The sequence below is a fragment of the Streptomyces sp. IBSNAI002 genome, assembly GCF_052244475.1.
In the GTDB taxonomy this organism is placed as follows: Bacteria; Actinomycetota; Actinomycetes; order Streptomycetales; family Streptomycetaceae; genus Streptomyces.
On the sequence record NZ_JBQPXG010000002.1, the window covers coordinates 1,914,552 to 1,932,168 of the forward strand.

At 73.9% G+C, this 17,617-nt stretch carries 16 protein-coding genes; 2 read left to right on the forward strand and 14 right to left on the reverse strand.

The genetic code is table 11. The annotated features are described in order from the left end of the window. Positions 1-155: 155 nt before the first annotated feature. The 8 genes from ACTVZO_RS09385 to infC form a co-directional block, all read right to left on the reverse strand. Positions 156-1,142 (reverse strand): PP2C family protein-serine/threonine phosphatase, encoded by a 987-nt coding sequence (locus ACTVZO_RS09385; protein ID WP_443297945.1) that lies wholly within the window; start codon positions 1,140-1,142, stop codon positions 156-158. 172 nt (positions 1,143-1,314) lie between these two features. Further along, positions 1,315-3,843, reverse strand: a complete 2,529-nt coding sequence (pheT, locus tag ACTVZO_RS09390) for a phenylalanine--tRNA ligase subunit beta (RefSeq protein WP_443297946.1) — start codon at positions 3,841-3,843, stop codon at positions 1,315-1,317. Continuing rightward, positions 3,843-4,970 carry a phenylalanine--tRNA ligase subunit alpha gene (gene pheS / locus ACTVZO_RS09395; protein ID WP_443297947.1) on the reverse strand — a complete coding sequence of 376 codons (1,128 nt, stop codon included), beginning with the start codon at positions 4,968-4,970 and terminating at the stop codon, positions 3,843-3,845. Before pheS ends, pheT begins: the two co-directional genes overlap by 1 nt. Positions 4,971-5,120: 150 nt before the next feature. Then, on the reverse strand, positions 5,121-6,467 hold the full coding sequence (locus ACTVZO_RS09400) for a sensor histidine kinase (protein WP_443297948.1): 1,347 nt from the start codon (positions 6,465-6,467) through the stop codon (positions 5,121-5,123). A 55-nt stretch (positions 6,468-6,522) separates the two neighbouring features. Beyond that, entirely contained in the window at positions 6,523-7,380 is an 858-nt protein-coding gene (locus tag ACTVZO_RS09405) for a TrmH family RNA methyltransferase (protein ID WP_443303094.1), read from the reverse strand. Positions 7,381-7,519: 139 nt separating this feature from the next. Beyond that, positions 7,520-7,906, reverse strand: a complete 387-nt coding sequence (gene rplT / locus ACTVZO_RS09410; protein WP_007263143.1) for a 50S ribosomal protein L20 — start codon at positions 7,904-7,906, stop codon at positions 7,520-7,522. A 104-nt stretch (positions 7,907-8,010) separates the two neighbouring features. Further along, positions 8,011-8,205 (reverse strand): 50S ribosomal protein L35, encoded by a 195-nt coding sequence (gene rpmI / locus ACTVZO_RS09415; RefSeq protein ID WP_054226107.1) that lies wholly within the window; start codon positions 8,203-8,205, stop codon positions 8,011-8,013. A gap of 103 nt (positions 8,206-8,308) precedes the next feature. Continuing rightward, positions 8,309-9,019 carry a translation initiation factor IF-3 gene (gene infC / locus ACTVZO_RS09420; protein ID WP_443297949.1) on the reverse strand — a complete coding sequence of 237 codons (711 nt, stop codon included), beginning with the start codon at positions 9,017-9,019 and terminating at the stop codon, positions 8,309-8,311. Between the two features lie 355 nt (positions 9,020-9,374). Here infC and ACTVZO_RS09425 point away from each other — a divergent pair, with 355 nt between their 5' ends. Continuing rightward, entirely contained in the window at positions 9,375-9,761 is a 387-nt protein-coding gene (locus ACTVZO_RS09425) for a DUF1844 domain-containing protein (protein ID WP_443297950.1), read from the forward strand. Between the two features lie 102 nt (positions 9,762-9,863). On the opposite strand, the gene ACTVZO_RS09430 is transcribed toward ACTVZO_RS09425, so the two are convergent. Genes ACTVZO_RS09430 through ACTVZO_RS09440 form a run of 3 tightly spaced genes read right to left on the reverse strand, consistent with a single transcriptional unit; the run spans position 9,864 to position 12,660 of the window. After that, positions 9,864-10,604 (reverse strand): SseB family protein, encoded by a 741-nt coding sequence (locus ACTVZO_RS09430; protein ID WP_443297951.1) that lies wholly within the window; start codon positions 10,602-10,604, stop codon positions 9,864-9,866. Between the two features lie 47 nt (positions 10,605-10,651). Next, positions 10,652-11,851: a type VII secretion-associated serine protease mycosin gene (mycP, locus tag ACTVZO_RS09435; RefSeq protein WP_443297952.1), complete on the reverse strand. Its 1,200-nt coding sequence runs from the start codon at positions 11,849-11,851 to the stop codon at positions 10,652-10,654. Continuing rightward, positions 11,848-12,660, reverse strand: coding sequence for a hypothetical protein (locus ACTVZO_RS09440; protein ID WP_443297953.1), 813 nt, complete (start codon positions 12,658-12,660; stop codon positions 11,848-11,850). The genes mycP and ACTVZO_RS09440 overlap by 4 nt, the downstream gene beginning before the upstream one ends. Positions 12,661-12,800: 140 nt before the next feature. On the opposite strand from ACTVZO_RS09440, the gene ACTVZO_RS09445 reads away from it, so the two are divergent. Next, positions 12,801-14,003 carry an amino acid deaminase/aldolase gene (locus tag ACTVZO_RS09445; RefSeq protein ID WP_443297954.1) on the forward strand — a complete coding sequence of 401 codons (1,203 nt, stop codon included), beginning with the start codon at positions 12,801-12,803 and terminating at the stop codon, positions 14,001-14,003. Here the strand turns inward: ACTVZO_RS09445 and ACTVZO_RS09450 are convergent. The 3 genes from ACTVZO_RS09450 to ACTVZO_RS09460 all read right to left on the reverse strand — a co-directional run bounded on the left by ACTVZO_RS09450 (position 14,000) and on the right by ACTVZO_RS09460 (position 17,608). Further along, positions 14,000-15,277, reverse strand: a complete 1,278-nt coding sequence (locus tag ACTVZO_RS09450) for a haloacid dehalogenase-like hydrolase (RefSeq protein ID WP_443297955.1) — start codon at positions 15,275-15,277, stop codon at positions 14,000-14,002. The two genes, ACTVZO_RS09445 and ACTVZO_RS09450, sit on opposite strands and share 4 nt — an antisense overlap. 141 nt (positions 15,278-15,418) lie before the next feature. Further along, entirely contained in the window at positions 15,419-16,213 is a 795-nt protein-coding gene (locus ACTVZO_RS09455; RefSeq protein ID WP_443297956.1) for a 3-oxoacyl-ACP reductase, read from the reverse strand. Between the two features lie 3 nt (positions 16,214-16,216). Continuing rightward, the gene (locus ACTVZO_RS09460; protein WP_443297957.1) at positions 16,217-17,608 is read right to left on the reverse strand and encodes an aldehyde dehydrogenase family protein; all 1,392 of its coding nucleotides are present in this window, start codon (positions 17,606-17,608) and stop codon (positions 16,217-16,219) included. Positions 17,609-17,617: the final 9 nt, after the last annotated feature.

Genomic DNA, 17,617 nt, shown 5'->3' on the forward strand with positions numbered 1-17,617 from the left:
CGACCCGTCACCGCGCCGCCCGTTCTGCTGTCTGCCCGACACTCCACGGCAGGCGGGCGGCGTGCCGGTTCCGCCGGAGCCCGGTTGGTCGCCGGGCCCGGCGGGGCCGGCCTGGCGGGGGCCGGTTCAGGGCCGGCCGGTTCAGGGCCGGCCGGTCAGGCCCGGTCGTCGCGGAGCACCAGCAGGGCGACGTCGTCGGCGAGGCGCCCGCCGGTGTGCCGGAGCAGGGCCGCGTGCACGCCCGCGACCAGCCGCGCGGGCGTCAGCGGTGCCGTGGCCGCTGCCAGGACGCTGCGCAGGGGGAAGAACGCGCCGGCGGCGTCGCGGGCCTCTTCGGCGCCGTCGGTGTGCAGGAACAGGGTCTCCCCGGGGCGGAGTTCACCGCACGCGTGCGGCTCGGCGTCCACCGGTACGGGGACCACGCCGAGCGGGGGCATGGTCTCGCCGCCGTCGAGCAGGTCCACCCGGGTCGGGCGCCGCGCCGGGGCCGGGGCGGAGCCGCAGCCGCGCAGCAGGTAGGGCCACGGGTGGCCGCAGTTCAGGGCCAGCAGGGTGCCGTCCGGGGCGATCTGGAGGAGCAGGACCGTCACGAACTCCTCGGCCGACGGCGACTGCGGCTCGGCCGGACAGGCCGCGGGATGCTCGGACCGTGCCCGGTCGCGCACGTGCCGGCCCAGCGCCCGCTCCATCCGCACCAGGACTCCGCCCAGCGACAGCTCGTCGTACGCCGCTTCGCGGAAGGCTCCGAGGACCGCCGCGGCCGCCCCCAGCGCCGGCAGTCCGTGCCCCCGTACGTCCCCGATGACCACCCGCACCCCGTGCACCGTCGGCACGGCCTCGTACAGGTCCCCGCCCACCGCCGCGCCCCGGCTCGCCGACAGCTGGGCGGCGGCCAGCGTCAGCCCGTCCATCCGTCTCGGCATCGGCCGCAGCAGTGCCCGCTGCGCGGCCCCCGCGATCTCCTGCGAACGCCGCAGCTCCACGACCAGCCCGCGCCGGATGTGCAGCGCGCAGCCCGTCGCCAGCAGCAGGAACGCCGCACAGGTGGCCAGGCTGGGCACGAGCCGCCCGGGGGTGGACAGCTCCCAGGACACCGCGGCGCCGCCCCACGCGAAGACGCACACCCGGCGTACCTGGGGCATCTCCCCGATCATCACGGCCTCCCCTCGGCCGCAACGATTGTGCCGACCACCCGGCGCCCCGGACACGGGCCACCGGCCTTCTCACCCGAATGAGTGAGGGGCACCTCCGGCGTTCCGGAGGTGCCCCTCACCAGGGCGTGAAGCAGGCTCCCGAGGGGCCCCCCGCATGCGGCTACGCGCCGCGCAGCACCGCCCCGGTCCGCTCGCCCGCGAGCGCCACCGCCGCGTCGCGCGCGGCCGTGGACTCCTCGGCGGTCAGCGTCCGGTCGGCCGCGCGGAAGCGCAGCGCGTACGCCAGGGACTTCTTGCCCTCGCCGACCTGCTCGCCGGTGAACACGTCGAACAGCCGGAGCGACTCGAGGAGTTCGCCGGCGCCCTTGCGCAGCGCGGCCTCCACGTCCGAGGCCGGGACCGACGCGTCCACGATCAGCGCGACGTCCTGGGTCGCCACCGGGAAGGAGGAGATCCGGGGCGCCTGGAGGGCCTCGCCGCCGGCTGCCGCGAGGCGGTCGAGGTCGAGCTCCATCGCGCTGGTGCGGGCCGGCAGGCCCAGCGCCTTGACCACCCGGGGGTGCAGCTCACCGGCGTGGCCGATGACCTGCTCGACGCCGTCGAGGGTGACGACCAGCTCGGCGCAGCGGCCCGGGTGCCAGGGGCCGTACTGGCCCTGGCGGACGACGAGCTCCGCACCGGCCTCGACGGCCAGCGCACGCGCGGCCTGGACCGCGTCCGCCCAGTCGGCCGGCCGGCCCTTGCCCCACCAGCCGGCCTGCTCGCGGGCACCGGCCAGCACGACCGCGGCGTAGCGCGGCTGCGCGGGCAGGGCCGCGTCCAGGGTGGCGATCTCCTCGTCCGTGGGACGGCGGTCGACGGGCAGCCGTACGGCCACGCCCGGCCGGGCGCCGGCCAGGAAGACCGAACCGGTCTCGAAGAGCGCGAGGTCGTGGCTGCCGCGGCTGTCGTTGCGGCGCAGTGCGCCGAGCAGGCCCGGCAGCAGCGTGGTGCGCAGCGCCGGCTCCTCGTCGGAGATCGGGTTGACGAGCTTGACGACCTGGCGCGCGGCGTCGTGCGCGGGGAGCTGGAGCTGGTCGAAGACCTGCTCGCCGATGAACGGGTAGCTCAGCGCCTCCACGTAGCCCGCGCCGGCCAGCGCCCGGCCGGCCCGGCGGTGGAGCTGCTGCCGGGGGGTGAGACCGCGGCCGGAGGGCACCTGCGGCAGGGTCGACGGGAGGTTCCCGTAACCCTCGAGCCGGATGACCTCTTCGGCAAGGTCGTTGGGCGCGGCGAGGTCGGGCCGCCACGAGGGGACGGTGACGACGAGCTCGTCCTGGCCGTAGACGTCGCAGCCGACCTCCTGGAGGCGGCGTACGACGGTCTCGCGGCCGTACTCCATGCCCGCGACCCGGTCCGGGTGGTCCGCGCGCATCGCGATGGTGCGCGGGGCGCCGGGGGCGAGGACCTCGGTGACGCCTGCCTCGGCGGTGCCGCCCGCGAGGAGCACGAGCAGGTCGACGGTCCGCTGGGTGGCCGCGGCGGCGGCCAGCGGGTCGACGCCCCGCTCGAAGCGCTTGGAGGCCTCGGAGGAGAGCTTCAGGCGGCGGGCGGTGCGCGAGATCGACACGGAGTCGAAGTGCGCGGCCTCGACGACCACGTCCGTGGTGCCGGTGACGACGCCCGTCTCCGGGTCGGTGACGGAGTCGGCGATCTCGGTGTTGGCGCCGCCCATGACACCGGCCAGGCCGATCGGCCCGCTGTTGTCGGTGATCACCAGGTCCTCGGAGTCGAGCGTGCGCTTGACCCCGTCGAGGGTGGTGAACTTCTCGCCCTGCTCGGCGCGGCGGACACCGATGGCGCCGTCGATCCGGGAGCGGTCGTAGGCGTGCAGCGGCTGGCCGAGCTCGAGCATCACGTAGTTGGTGATGTCGACGGCGAGCGAGATCGGGCGCATGCCCGCCTTCTGCAGGCGGCGGGTGAGCCAGATCGGGGAGCGCGCGTCGGGGTCGAGGCCGGTCACCGTGCGGGCGGTGAAGCGGTCGCAGCCGGCCGGGTCGTCGACCTTGACCGGGTAGCCGTAGGAGTTCGGCACCGGGACGTCGAGCAGCGCCGGGTCGCGCAGCGGCAGGCCGTACGCGGTGGCCGCCTCGCGGGCGACACCGCGCAGGGACATGCAGTAGCCGCGGTCCGGGGTGATGTCGATGTCGAGGACCTCGTCGACGAGCTCGAGGAGCTCGATCGCGTCGGTGCCGACCTCGTGCTCGGGCGGCAGCACGATGATGCCGTGCGTGCCGTCGTCGCCCATGCCCAGCTCGTCGCCGGAGCAGATCATGCCGTGCGAGGTGCGGCCGTACGTCTTGCGCGCGGCGATCGCGAAGTCGCCGGGCAGCACCGCGCCGGGCAGGACCACGACGACCTTGTCGCCCACGGAGAAGTTCCGGGCGCCGCAGACGATCTCCTGCGGCTCGCCGGTGCCGTTGGCCTGGCCGACGTCGACCGTGCAGAACCGGATCGGCTTGCGGAAGCCCTCGAGCTCCTCGATGGTCAGCACCTGGCCGACGACGAGCGGGCCCTTGAGCCCGCCGCCGAGCTGCTCGACCGTCTCGACCTCGAGGCCGGCGTCGACGAGCTTGGCGGCCACGTCACGGCCGGTCGCACCCGCGGGGAGGTCGACGTACTCCCGCAGCCAAGAAAGCGGGACCCGCATCAGATCTCCATCCCGAACGGCCGGGTGAAACGGATGTCACCCTCGACCATGTCTCGCATGTCTTCTACGTTGTGGCGGAACATCAGCATCCGCTCGATGCCGAAGCCGAAGGCGAACCCGCTGTACTTCTCGGGGTCGACGCCGCAGGCGACGAGCACCTTGGGGTTGACCATGCCGCAGCCGCCGAGCTCGATCCAGCCCTCGCTGGAGCAGGTACGGCACGGGCGGTCGGGGTTGCCCACCGACTCGCCGCGGCACACGTAGCACTGCATGTCCATCTCGGCGGACGGCTCGGTGAACGGGAAGAAGTGCGGGCGCAGGCGCGTGGTGGTGCCCTCGCCGAACAGCTCCTGGACCATGTGGTCCATGGTGCCCTTGAGGTCGGCCATGGTCAGGCCCTCGTCCACGGCGAGCAGCTCGACCTGGTGGAAGACCGGGGTGTGCGTCGCGTCGAGCTCGTCGGTGCGGTACACGCGGCCGGGGCAGACGATGTAGACGGGGGGCTTGCGCTCCAGGAGCGAGCGCGCCTGCACCGGGGAGGTGTGGGTGCGCAGCACGACGCCGGACTCGTCGCCCTCGGTGCCTTCCGGCCCCTGGACGAAGAAGGTGTCCTGCATCTGGCGCGCCGGGTGGTCGGGCGTGAAGTTGAGGGCGTCGAAGTTGAACCACTCCGCCTCGACCTCGGGACCCTCGGCGACCTCGTACCCCATGGCCGTGAAGATGTCCGCGATGCGGTCCATCAGCGTGGTCAGGGGGTGCCGGGCGCCGGCGGGGACGCGGTCGTAGGGCAGCGTGACGTCCACCGCCTCCTCGACCAGCACCCGCTCGTCCCGCTCGGCCTCCAGGGCGACCGTGCGGGCTCCGAAGGCCTTGTTCACGGCGCCGCGGGCCTGGCCCACGCGCTTGCCCGCCTCGGCCTTGGCCTGCGGGGGCAGGGCGCCGATCTCGCGGTTGGCGAGCGCCAGGGGCGAGCGGTCGCCCATGTGCGCGGTCTTCGCCTCGCGCAGCGCGTCGAGGTCGCCGGCGGACGCGAAGGCGGCGAGCGCCTCGTCCCGCATGCGCTCGATCTCTTCCGGTTTCAGTGCCTCGACCTCGACAGGGTCGTACGACTTGTTCGGTGCCGACATCTCTTCCCGTACTTCCGATGGCTGGCTGGTGGTCCCCGTACGGCACGATCGGGCCGATCGACACAGAGACACAAAGGTGCCAAAGGACGAGTCTAAAGGTCGCCGGGGGTGAAGGAGCCCGTGGGCCGCCTGGCAAGACGCTCCGCAGTGCTACTGCGTGAGGTAGGCCGGGGCGCTCACGGGCAGGATAAATCGGAATTCGGCGCCGCCGCCGGGGCCGCGGCCGACCGCGATGGTGCCGCCGTGGGCCTCGACGATGCCCTTGACGATGTACAGGCCCAGGCCGGTGCCGCCGCGCTTGCTCCCCCGCCAGAAGCGGGTGAAGACACGGCCCATCGACTCCTCGGGGATTCCGGGGCCTTCGTCGGTCACGGTGACGGCGGTTCCCTTCTCATGCGGCGATACGTCGATGGTGACCGTTCCGTCTCCGTGGCGCACCGCATTTTCGAGGAGGTTGCCGAGGATCTGGTCGATCTTGTCGGGATCGGCCCACAGATCGGGGAGGGGCCGGCTCACCCGTACGAGGAACCGCTCGGGGGCCTGGCCGTTCGCGGTGAGCGCCTGGACGTGCCGGGCGACGGCGGTGGCGATGTCCACCGGCTGGCGGCGCACCTCGAGCCGTCCGGAGTCGATGCGGGAGATGTCGAGGAGCTCGGCGATGAGCCGGGTGACGCGGTTGGCGTCGGCGTCGACGGTCTCCAGCATCAGCCGCTTCTGGTCGTCGGTGAACCGCTCCCACTTGGCGAGCAGGGTCGCGGTGAACCCCTTGACGGAGGTCAGCGGGGAGCGCAGCTCGTGCGCCACGGTGGCGATCAGCTCGGCGTGGCTGCGCTCGGTGCGGCGCCGGGCCTCGGTGCCGCGCAGGGTGACGACGAGGCGGCGCAGGGGGCCGGTGGGGTGCGTGCGGATGTAGCTGGCGGAGACGAGCACCTCGCGGCCGCCGGGGAGCAGCAGGTTCCGCTCGGGCTGCCCGCGGCGGGTGGCGAGGCCCCCGTAGGGGTCGGTCAGCGTCCACCAGCGGCGGCCTTCGAGGTCCTCGAGGGGCAGCGCGCTGTCGATGCGGGTGCCGAGCGCCTGGCCGGCGGCGAGTGCGGTGATCCGGGCGGCGGCGGCGTTGAAACAGATCACCGTCCCGGTGTCGTCGGCGACGACGAGCCCGTCGGGCAGCTCGTCGGGGTCCACGCCGAAGCCGAAGCCTTCGCCGGGGGCACCGTGGGCGGAGCCGGGGCCGGGCGGAGGAGAAGCCGGTGCCGGTCGGGCGGAGGGCGCCGGAGAGGCGGGCGGCGGCGAGGGAGCGGGCGGTGCCGGGGCGCGGTCTGCGGCCAGGGCGGGCTGCGTCGGTGCGCGGTCGGCGCCCGCGGCGGGCGGAGCCGCCTGTGGCGGTACGCCGGGCAGCCCTGCGACGGTGGCCGGGGGCTCGGGGGCGCCCCGGTACCGCGCCTCGGCCGCGTGCGCGGCCCCCGCGGCCCCCGGTGAGCTGTTCGTACCGACGGTCATGTCCCCGTACCCCACATCTCCGAGTAGCGCAGTGGGCCCCCGGGCCGCCACATTACTAGCTGGGGGTCACAGAGCGGCACCCTCCGGGCGCCCGCTGTGCTCGCGCGGAGGCGTACAGGCACACCGCGGCGGCCGTGGCCAGGTTCAGGCTCTCGGCCTTGCCGTGGATCGGGACCCGTACGACGGCGTCCGCGAGGGCCCGGGTCTCCTCGGGCAGGCCCCAGGCCTCGTTGCCGAAGACCCAGGCGGACGGGCCGCCCATGGTGCCCGCGTCCAGCTCGGCGTCGAGGTCGTCCTGGCCGGCCCCGTCGGCCGCGAGGATCCGTACGCCCGCCGCGCGCAGCCCCTCGACGGCCTGCTCGACCGGGACGCCGACCGCGACCGGGAGGTGGAAGAGGGAGCCCACGGAGGCGCGTACGGACTTGGGGTTGTACAAGTCCACGGAGGCGTCGGTCAGCACGACGGCGTCGGCTCCGGCGGCGTCCGCGCAGCGCAGCACGGTACCGGCGTTGCCGGGGTCGCGGACGTGCGCGAGGACGGCGACGAGCTTGGGGCGGGCCGCCAGGATGCCCTCGAAGGGGGAGTCGAGGAAGTGGCAGACCCCGACGAGGCCCTGCGGGGTGACGGTCTGCGAGACCTCGGCGAGCACCTCGTCGGAGGCGTAGTGCACCCGGGCGCCGGCGGCCAGCGCGGCGTCGATGATCTCGGTGTAGCGCTCGGCGGCCTCGACGGTGGCGAACAGCTCGATCAGGGTCGACGTCCCCTCGGCCCCGCGGTGCTCGACGGCCTCGCGGACCGCCTGGGGGCCTTCGGCGATGAACCGGCGCTCCTTGGTGCGGAAGTTGCGCCGCGCCAGTCGCCTGGCGGCGGCCACCCGCGGGGATCGGGGGGAGATCAGCTCGGGATGACCCAGGTCAGCCATGGTCTCTGCGGTTCTCTCTCGGGGTGCGGGGCGCGCGGGGCGCGGACGGTGCGGGGAAAGCACTCGGACCCGCAGGCGAATCGCCTGCGGGTCCGAGGGTGCCGACTGCTGTTACGCGGCCGGCCTGGCCTTACGCAGCAGCCTTGGGGGCGTTGACGTCGGCCGGGAGGGCCTTCTGGGCGACCTCGACCAGCGCGGCGAACGCGTTGGCGTCGTTGACGGCCAGCTCGGCGAGGATCTTGCGGTCCACCTCGATGTTGGCGGCCTTCAGACCCTGGATGAGGCGGTTGTACGTCATGCCGTTCTGGCGGGCAGCGGCGTTGATGCGCTGGATCCACAGCTGACGGAAGTCGCCCTTGCGCTTCTTGCGGTCGTTGAAGTTGTAGACCAGCGAGTGGGTGACCTGCTCCTTGGCCTTGCGGTACAGGCGCGAACGCTGACCGCGGTAGCCGGAGGCCGCCTCGAGGATTGCCCGGCGCTTCTTGTGGGCGTTTACTGCCCGCTTGACGCGTGCCACTTTTTAACTCCTTGTAGCGGGGCCGTGGTTGTCTTCACACGGCCCGAATTCGATGGGGTCCCGGTCTTGACGCTCATCCGCTCCCGGCGCGGGAGCGGAGAACATCACTTGCCGAGAAGCTTCTTGATCTTCGCGGCGTCGCCGGGGGCCATCTCCGCGTTGCCGGTGAGGCGACGGGTGACGCGGGACGACTTGTGCTCGAGCAGGTGGCGCTTGCCGGCGCGCTCGCGGAGCACCTTGCCGGAGCCGGTGATCTTGAAGCGCTTCTTGGTCCCGCTGTGCGTCTTGTTCTTCGGCATAGCGCCGTTATCTCCTCGTCGGTGGCGCTCCCACCGGCCCGGTTCGGGACCGGCGGCGGGAGCGTCATGTTGTGTCGGTGATCTGGGACAGGCTGCCCCGGAATCAGGCCTCGGCGTTCGCCTCGTCGGCGGCGGCCTCGGTGACGTCGGCATCCTCGGTGGTCGCCTCGGCCTCGGCGGTCCCCTCGGAAGGAGCCTCCTCGTCGGTGGCGGCTACACCCTGGCGCTCCGCCTTGCGGGCGGCCTGCGCCTCGCGGGCTTCGGCCATCGCCTCGGTCTTCTTCTTGTGCGGACCGAGGACCATGATCATGTTTCGGCCGTCCTGCTTCGGGTTCGACTCGATGAACCCGAGGTCCTCGACGTCCGAAGCCAGGCGCTGCAGCAGTCGGTAGCCGAGCTCCGGCCGGGACTGCTCGCGACCACGGAACATGATCGTGATCTTGACCTTGTCGCCCTGCTTGAGGAACCGAACGACGTGACCCTTCTTGGTGTCATAGTCGTGCGGGTCGATCTTCGGCCGGAGCTTCATTTCCTTGATGACCGTGTGCGCCTGGTTCTTGCGCGCCTCACGGGCCTTCATGGCCGACTCGTACTTGAACTTGCCGTAGTCCATGAGCTTGCAGACCGGCGGGCGTGCGGACGCCGCGACCTCGACCAGGTCGAGGTCGTACTCCTGCGCGAGCTCAAGCGCCTTGGCAAGCGGCACGATGCCGACCTGCTCGCCGCTGGGACCGACGAGTCGTACCTCGGGAACGCGAATCCGGTCGTTGATGCGGGGCTCGGTGCTGATGGATCCTCCTCGGTAGCACCACACGGCTGCCTGGCAGACAGCCGCTGACGTGTATTTCCGTCAGACCGACCGCGGCGGGAGAATGAAAAAAGCCCCGCCGGGCACAGGCAGGGGCTCCAAAAACGACCGGAGCACCGCCGCGTGCGAACCGCGGGGCGCAGACTCGGGCAGCTTTCCATCGTCCGTACGGAACGATGGATGCCGCCTGACCGGTGACCCGCCGCCCCGGAGGGTGGTCGGGTGGGAGATCGGAGCCTCCACTTGTGGGCCGGGGACGTAGGTCTCCGGCCGGTCGTAGCCCAATATAGCATTCCGCGCCAGAGCCGCTCACCTGGTGCTCCGGTCGGGGGTCCGCGGCGCCCGGCTTATCGTGTGGAGCATGACTGACGCGAGCCTCCCCGCCGACACCTCCGCCGACACCGCACCCGGATCGCCCGACTACGACGCCATGACCCGCGACATCGCGGACGTCCCCGCCGTCGAGGTCATCACCACGGTGGCCGTGCACCTGCTGAGCGCCGCGGCCGTCAACCTGGGCCTGGACAAGCCCGACTCCGAGCACAAGGACCTCGACGAGGCCCGCAAGCTGATCACGGCCCTGGCCGGCCTGGTCACCGCGAGCGCCACCGAGATCAGCTCCTTCCACGCCGCCCCGCTGCGGGACGGCCTGAAGTCGCTCCAGCTCGCCTTCCGCGAGGCCTCGCTCGTCCCGGACGAGCCGGGCCAGGGGCCGGGCGAGAAGTTCACGGGCCCCGTCTTCGGCTGAGCCCACCCGCCGTACGCCGAGGGGCGGGGGTTCCGGGACGCGTTCCCGGGACCCCCGCCGCTTTCGTCGTACGACGCACGGCGTACGTCGTGCCGCGGCGGCTCAGCGGGTGAACAGCGCCTCGCCGGGCGGGGCCGGGGCGTCCGGCGGCAGCAGGGCCAGGTCCAGTCCGCGCACCAGCCGGGCCCGCAGGGTCACGTCCGCCGCCAGGGCCTCGGCGACCCGGCGGGCCACCGGCTGGGCCTGGCCGGCCTCGGCCGGGACGATCGCGAGCGTGCCGTCGGAGTCCGCCCCGCCGGGGCCGAGGTAGGCGCGCAGGACGGCTCCCTCCGCCGCCACGGCGGCCCGTACCGCCTCCCGTACGGCCGGATCGGCCAGCGGTCCCGCCTGCGTACGGCCCTCGGCCAGCGCGAGGAGGGCGGAGCCGGTGAGCTGGTAGGTGACCGGGCCGGCCAGGTCCAGGACCACCGTGTCGGCCTTCTCGTGCGCGGCGGCGGCCAGCGCCTGGTGCAGCGGTACCGCCACGGGCCGGGCCGCCGGGTCCCACAGGGCGAGCGAGGCGATGGAGGTGAAGGCGGGCAGCGCCCGCCGGTCGCCCGCGCGCAGCGTCGGGACGGCCATGTCGCTGGTCTTCTCGCGCCTCAGCCCGGTCTCCGGGTCGGTCTCCACCTCGCCGAGGACGGCGACGACGGGGACCAGCAGGCGGGCGTCCTTCAGGGCCGCCAGCACCTCCGGCTCGTGCGACCGGTCCTCGGACCACGCGGCCAGGGCCGCGCTCAGCCGGGGGTCGGCCGAGCCGTCGTCGTCGGAGAAGCCCGGGTCGGGAATGTTCTTGTTCGCCATGTTCGCCACAGTTACCCGACCCTACTGTGCCGGGCGCGACGGCGGGGTCAGGGGTGCCGGCCGCGCCTGGACCGGGTCCCGCGCCGCGGCCGGCGGGCCAGTACGGCGGCCAGTACGAGGAGCACGGCACCGGCGGCCGCGGCCTCCGGGGCGCCGAGGCGGGCTTCGCGCTCGGGCGGGCGGACCGGTTCGGGCCCGGGGCCGAAGTACGGCTTCTCGGGTGCGGCGGGCGCGGGGACCGGCGGCTCCGGCAGCATGGCCTCGGCGACCTGGAGGGCGGCGACGGGGTCGGCCATGCCGTGGCCGCGGGCGTCGTCGCGGCCGCCGGCCGGGCTGTCGGAGGCGGTGTCCTCCAGCAGCTTCTTGATCTGGGCCGGGGAGAGGTCCGGGTGGGCGGCCTTGACGAGGGCGACGGCGCCGGAGACGAAGGCCGCCGCGGCGCTGGTGCCCCAGCCCTCGTAGTACGAGCGGTCGGGGTCGGCGATGACCACGTCGACACCGGGGGCGCTGACGGTGGCGTACCAGTTGCGGGTGGAGAACTTGGCCTTCCGGCCGCGCCGGTCGACGGCGGCGACGGCGATGACCCCGGGGTAGGCGGCCGGGTAGGAGACGCGGTCGCCGCTCTCGCCGCCGTTGCCCGCGGAGGCGACGACGACCACGCCCTTGGAGAGGGCGTACTGGACGGCCTCGTCCTCCCCCGCCTCGTGGTGGGCGGAGTCGCTGTCGTCGCCGAGGGACAGGTTGATGACGTCGGCACCGTGGTCGGCGGCCCAGCGGATGCCTTCGGCCAGCGCGCCGCCCTTGCTGTCGCGGGCCTGGGCGCGGCCCGGGTCGCCCTCTTCCAGGATCACCCGGACCGGCAGGATCTTGGCCTGCGGGGCGATGCCGAGGACGCCCTGGTCGCGGCCGGAGCCGTGGCCGTGCCCGGCGATGATGCTGGCCATGGCGGTGCCGTGGCGGGCCCAGGAGCGGTCGCCGCGGCCAGCGCCCATGCCGATGAGGTCGGTGCCCTCGAGGACCTGTCCGGACAGGTCGGGGTGGGAGCCGTCCACTCCGGTGTCCAGTACGGCGACGGTGACCCCGTCGCCGCGGGTGGTGCCCCAGGCCTCTTCGGCGCGCAGGGCCAGGAGCCCCCACTGGCGGTCGCGGATGGCGTCGGCGGCGGCCGGGGAGGCGGTGGCGGCCGTCAGGACGGCGGCGGCGGCCAGGGCGGCGGCGCCCCGGACGAGCGCCCGGCGGGAGGTCATCGGGAGGCCTCCGGGGAGGGCGGGGCGGGCGGGTCGGCGAGCAGGGCCACGCCGTTGCCGATGCGGTCGGCGACGGCCTTGGCCTCATGCCCGAGCCCGGCCTGGGCCACGGCTCCGGTGGCGTCCTTCTTCATGACGTCCTCCGCGGGGCGGGGCGCGTCCTGGAGGCGGCCGTCGGCGAAGGAGGAGACGGCGTAGACGACCACGGGGGCCTTGTCGATGACGGACGCGGTCCAGGCGGCGCGCTGGCCGTCGGTGAACCCGTACGCGGGCGGGGCGGTGAACCGGCCGGTGAGGGCGGCCATCGCGGGGGCGTCGGCGGGGGTGAAGACCATGCCGGCGGTGATCAGGGAGCTGCGGGTGGCGTCGGTGTAGGTGGCGCGCAGCACGCGCGTGCAGCCGGTGGGGGCGAGCAGGCCCTGCCAGTCCGGGGCGAGGGCGGCCGCGCAGTCGGCGTCCGGGGCGACCGCGATCCGGGTCCAGATGCGGTTCGATCCGCCGGGGCCGGCCGCGGGGCCGGCGAGGACCGGCGGGAAGAGGGTGTCCACGGGGGCGGACCGCCACAGCGACCCGGCCTCGCGGTAGACGGCGGCGGCGGACAACGGACGGTGCGCCGCACGGTGTTCGAGCCAGGCGTCGGCTGCGGCACCGCCGGCGAGCCCGAGGCCGAGGAGGGCGCACAGCGCGGCGGCGAGGACCCGTCCGGGGCGGCGGCGCGGCGGTGCGGGGAGGAGGGGCGGTCTCTGGCCGGGTTCCGGGGGCGGGTCGGGCTCGCCCAGGACCGCGGTCCGCGGTGTCGTGGTGGTCATCGTGCGGCTCCGCCCCCCGTTCCGTACGGCTGCCTGCCCGTACTCTACGGTCCTCGCGGCCCGGCGGAGCCCCGAGGGGGCGGCGGCCGGGCGGTCCCGGACCCCTACCCATCGGTAGACGCGTCTGGCAAGCTCCCGCCATGAACTCCCCCGCCGCCGATCGCGCCCGCTACGACCGGGCGACCGCGCACCTGGACGCTCCGCTGGCCATCGTGGACCTCGAGGCGTTCGACGCCAACGCCGACGACCTCGTGCGCCGGGCCGGCGGCAAGCCCGTCCGCGTGGCCAGCAAGTCCGTCCGCTGCCGCGCGCTGCTCGAACGGGTCCTGGCGCGTCCCGGGTTCGCCGGGATCATGTCGTACACCCTCGCCGAGTCGCTGTGGCTGGCCCGGTCCGGGTTCGAGGACGTACTGCTCGCCTATCCGTCCGCCGACCGCGGCGGGTTCGCCGAGCTGGCGGGCGATCCGAAGCCGGCCGCCGCGGTCACCGTCATGGTGGACGACGTGGCGCAGCTGGACCTCATCGACCGGTCGCGGGACGGCGGTGCGCAGGAGATCCGGGTCTGTCTGGAGCTGGACACCTCGCTGCGGCTGCTGGGCGGGCGGGTGCGGGTCGGGGCGCGCCGGTCGCCGTTGCGGGAGCCCGCACAGCTGGCGGAGCTGGCCCGTGCGGTCGCCGCCCGGCCCGGGTTCCGGGTCGTCGGGCTGATGGCCTACGAGGGTCACGTCGCCGGGGTCGGGGACGCGCTGGCCGGGCGGCCGGTGCGGTCGCGGGCGATCCGGCTGATGCAGGGCGCGGCCCGCAAGGAGCTGGCGGCGCGGCGGGCCGAGGTGGTGCGGGCCGTGCGGGAGGTGGTGCCGGACCTGGAGTTCGTCAACGGCGGCGGGACGGGCAGTGTCGCGCAGACGGCCGCCGAGGAGGCGGTGACCGAGATCGCCGCCGGGTCGGGGCTGTTCCTGCCGCGGCTGTTCGACAACTACACCTCGTTCAGCGGGCGGCCCGCGGCGCTGTTCGCGCAGCCTGTGGTGCGCAGGCCCGGGGTGGGCGTGGTGACCGTGCTCGGCGGCGGTTACCCCGCCTCGGGCGCGCCCGGCGCGGACCGGCTGCCGGTCCCGTACCTGCCGCAGGGGCTGCGCTACGACGCGCAGGAGGGCGCCGGCGAGGTGCAGACACCGCTGCTCGGCAGCCCGGCCGACGATCTGCTGATCGGCGACCGGGTCTGGTTCCGCCACGCGAAGGCGGGCGAGCTGTGCGAGCGCTTCGACACCCTGCACCTGGTGGAGGGCGACCGGGTGACGGCGGCCGCCCCGACCTACCGGGGCGAGGGCCGCACCTTCCTCTAGAAGACCGAGTCCGCCTGGTCCGGGACGACGCTCGCGTCGTCCCGCAGGACCGGGCCGGCGGCGCCGTCGCGGTCGACGTAGCCGGTCGTGGCGCACGGGTACGGGGTGGCCTTCTGCTTCTTCGGCTCGATGAACATGGGGTTGACGATCCAGCGGCCGTCGGCGTTGTCGTACGCCCGGCACATCAGCTCGTTCTTGTTGCGGTTGACGACGAGCCGCAGGGCGGTGGCGTCGCGCAGGAACGAGATGTCCGTGTCGGAGTCGCCCGCGGCGAACACCTGCCGGCGGGCGGCGGGCTGGACCCGCTCGGCGGCGGCGCCGCGCACGCCGAAGATCTCCTTGTTGATCCAGCAGCGCTTGCCGTCGATGTACGTGATCATCGTGTCGGCGCCGTCCCGGACCGATCCGCAGCCCTGGAGGCGGGCGGTGAACTTCCCGTCCCGCCCGATGGTGTTGCGTACGCCGATCACGTGGTCCGCGTCGATGCCGACGCCCTCGGCCCACACCTCCACGACCGGCTGGGGCGAGGCCGAGCTGATCCAGACGTCGAAACCGGCCTTCTGGAGGCCGCGCACCAGGTCCTTCTGCTGGTCGTAGTAGCGGACCCAGCCGGTGGCGGTGCCGCTGCCGACCTTCTGCACGGCGCCGACGGGCGCGGCGAGGTTGTCGGTGCGGGCGGCGGCGGCGAAGCCGCGGACCTCGCGGGCGGTCCAGCCCTGCATCAGCTGCGGCAGCCAGGCGTACGAGGGCTCGGTCGTGCGGCGGTCCCAGCCGGCGAACGCGGCGGCCCCGGTCCGGGTGGCGGCGGCGCCGTACACGCTGTTGATCTCGTCGGCGCAGGGCGCGCCGCCGGGGGTGCCCGTGGGCAGCGGTGTGCCGGGGCGGGCGAGCGGTCCGCAGGCGGCGGCCAGCGCCGTGGCGGCGGCGGGGGTGAGGAAGCGGCTGGTGGTGGTCCAGTCCCCGCGGGCGGGCTGGCGGATCCTGCCGTTGCGCAGCAGCCAGAACATGGTCGCGTCACCGACGTCGTTCTTGACGACGGTGTTGTCCCAGTCGAAGACGGCGACGGGCTTGGTGTGGCCGCCGGTGCGGTGGGGGGAGCAGCGGCCGTACCGGTCGACGAGCCGCTGGAGGCGGGCCTGGTTGTCCCCGTACCAGCCGGCGCCGATCGTCACCCGGGGGCAGGCGGCCTGTCCGGCGTGGGCGGGTGGTGCCAGGAGGAGTCCGGAGCCGGTGGCGGCCACGAGGGCGAGGGGGGCCGCCCATCTTCTGTGCATGCTGCTCCTCGGTGTCTTCGGGTGCTTCGGGTGCTTCGCGTACTTCGGGACACGGGCATCGGGAAACGGGACAGCCGGGCACCTCGCGGTGCCCGGCTGTGCTGGGCGGGCTGCGGCCGGGTGGGCGGGTGGCCGGGCGGGCTACAGCGGGGTGACGTACGCGCCGGAGATGCCGCCGTCGACCAGGAAGTCGGTCGCGTTGATGAAGGAGGAGTCGTCGCTGGCGAGGAAGGCGACGGCGGCGGCGATCTCGGTGGGCTCGGCGAACCGGCCCAGCGGGATGTGCACGAGCCGGCGGGCGGCGCGCTCCGGGTCCTTGGCGAACAGTTCCTGGAGGAGCGGGGTGTTGACCGGCCCCGGGCAGAGCGCGTTGACGCGGATTCCCTCGCGGGCGAACTGCACGCCGAGCTCGCGGGACATGGCCAGCACGCCGCCCTTGGAGGCGGTGTAGGAGATCTGCGAGGTGGCGGCGCCCATGATGGCGACGAAGGAGGCGGTGTTGATGATGGAGCCGCGGCCCTGGCGCTGCATGTAGGGGAGGGCGGCCTTGCAGCACAGGTAGACGGAGGTGAGGTTGACGTCCTGGACGCGCTTCCAGGCCTCCAGGCCGGTGGTGAGGATCGAGTCGTCGTCCGGCGGCGAGATGCCCGCGTTGTTGAAGGCGATGTCGACGGAGCCGTAGGTGTCGAACGCCGCCTTGAAGAGGGCCTCGACCTCCTCGGGGCTGGTCACGTCGACCTTCACGAAGGTGCCGCCGACCTCCTCCGCCGCGGCCTTGCCGGCCGTCTCGTCGATGTCGCCGCAGACGACGTTGGCGCCCTCGGAGGCCAGCCGGCGGGCGGTGGCGAGGCCGATGCCGCTGCCGGCTCCGGTGATGACGGCGGTACGGCCGACCAGGCGGCGGCAGACGATCTCTTCAGTGCTCTGGCTGGTCATGGTTCAGGCCTCCGTGCTGATGAAGACGTTCTTGGTCTCGGTGAAAGCGGTGAGGGCGTCGGGTCCGAGCTCCCGGCCGAGGCCGGACTGCTTGTAGCCGCCGAAGGGGGTCCAGTAGCGGACGCTGCTGTGGGAGTTGACGGACAGGTTGCCGGCGGCGACGGCCCGCGAGACGCGCAGCGCGCGGCCGATGTCGCGGGTCCAGAGGGAGCCGGAGAGGCCGTACTCGGTCGCGTTGGCGAGGCGTACGGCGTCCTCCTCGTCCTCGAAGGGCAGGACGACGGCGACCGGTCCGAAGACCTCCTCGGCGGCGACGGGCGCGGTGGGGGCGACGTCGGTGACCAGGGTCGGCGGGTACCAGAAGCCGGGGCCCTCGGGGGCCTTGCCGCGGATCGCGGTCAGGTCGGCGGTGACGTAGGACCGGACGCGCTCCAGCTGGGTGCGCGAGATGAGCGGGCCCATCTGGGTCTTCTCGTCGAGGGGGTCTCCGACGGCCACGGATTCGATGCCGGGGGCGACGAGTTCCAGGAAGCGGTCGTAGACGGAGCGCTGGACGAGGATCCGGGTGCGGGCGCAGCAGTCCTGGCCGGTGTTGTCGAGGAAGGCCATGGGCGCGGCGGCCGCGGCGGCTTCCAGGTCTGCGTCGGCGAAGACGATGTTGGGGCTCTTGCCGCCGAGTTCGAGGGTGACGCGCTTCACCCGGTCGGCGCACTTGGCCATGATCTGCTTGCCTACGCGGGTGGATCCGGTGAAGACGATCTTGGCTACGCCGGGGTGCTCGACGAGTGCGTCGCCCGCGACCGCCCCGTGGCCGGGGAGCACCTGGAAGAGGTGCTCGGGGATCCCGGCTTCGAGGGCGAGTTCGGCGAGGCGCAGCGCGGTGAGCGGGGTGGTCTCCGCGGGCTTGAGGATGACGGCGTTGCCCGCGGCGAGGGCCGGGGCCAGGCCCCAGGCCGCGATGGGCATCGGGAAGTTCCAGGGGGCGATCACGCCGATGACGCCGAGGGGTTCGAGGAACGTGACGTCGATGCCGCCGGCGACGGGGATCTGGCGGCCGGAGAGCCGTTCCACTCCCCCGGCGGCGAAGTCGAGCAGGTCGCGTACGTTGCCGGCCTCCCAGCGGGCGTTGCCGATGGTGTGCCCGGCTTCGCGGACCTCCAGCGCGGCCAGTTCCTCGATGTGGCCGTCGACGACGGCGGCGAAGCGGCGCAGCACCCGGGCCCGTTCGGCGGGGGCCGCCGCCGCCCAGCCGCGCTGGGCCGCGGCGGCTCTGGCGACGGCGGCGTCGACGTCGTCCCGTGTGGCGGCCGGGACGATGGCGACGATTTCCTCGGTGGCCGGATTCAGCACCTCTAGGGGGAGGGGGGCCAGCACATCGGACACGTGGTGCCTCACAGACGTTCG

Bases quoted from the DNA above. Each gene is read 5' to 3' on its own strand.
- ACTVZO_RS09385 (WP_443297945.1), bottom strand. From the start codon at position 1,142: ATGCCCCAGGTACGCCGGGTGTGCGTCTTCGCGTGGGGCGGCGCCGCG.
- pheT (WP_443297946.1), bottom strand. From the start codon at position 3,843: ATGCGGGTCCCGCTTTCTTGGCTGCGGGAGTACGTCGACCTCCCCGCG.
- pheS (WP_443297947.1), bottom strand. From the start codon at position 4,970: ATGTCGGCACCGAACAAGTCGTACGACCCTGTCGAGGTCGAGGCACTG.
- ACTVZO_RS09400 (WP_443297948.1), bottom strand. From the start codon at position 6,467: ATGACCGTCGGTACGAACAGCTCACCGGGGGCCGCGGGGGCCGCGCAC.
- rpmI (WP_054226107.1), bottom strand. From the start codon at position 8,205: ATGCCGAAGAACAAGACGCACAGCGGGACCAAGAAGCGCTTCAAGATC.
- ACTVZO_RS09425 (WP_443297950.1), top strand. From the start codon at position 9,375: ATGACTGACGCGAGCCTCCCCGCCGACACCTCCGCCGACACCGCACCC.
- ACTVZO_RS09430 (WP_443297951.1), bottom strand. From the start codon at position 10,604: ATGGCGAACAAGAACATTCCCGACCCGGGCTTCTCCGACGACGACGGC.
- mycP (WP_443297952.1), bottom strand. From the start codon at position 11,851: ATGACCTCCCGCCGGGCGCTCGTCCGGGGCGCCGCCGCCCTGGCCGCC.
- ACTVZO_RS09440 (WP_443297953.1), bottom strand. From the start codon at position 12,660: ATGACCACCACGACACCGCGGACCGCGGTCCTGGGCGAGCCCGACCCG.
- ACTVZO_RS09445 (WP_443297954.1), top strand. From the start codon at position 12,801: ATGAACTCCCCCGCCGCCGATCGCGCCCGCTACGACCGGGCGACCGCG.
- ACTVZO_RS09450 (WP_443297955.1), bottom strand. From the start codon at position 15,277: ATGCACAGAAGATGGGCGGCCCCCCTCGCCCTCGTGGCCGCCACCGGC.
- ACTVZO_RS09455 (WP_443297956.1), bottom strand. From the start codon at position 16,213: ATGACCAGCCAGAGCACTGAAGAGATCGTCTGCCGCCGCCTGGTCGGC.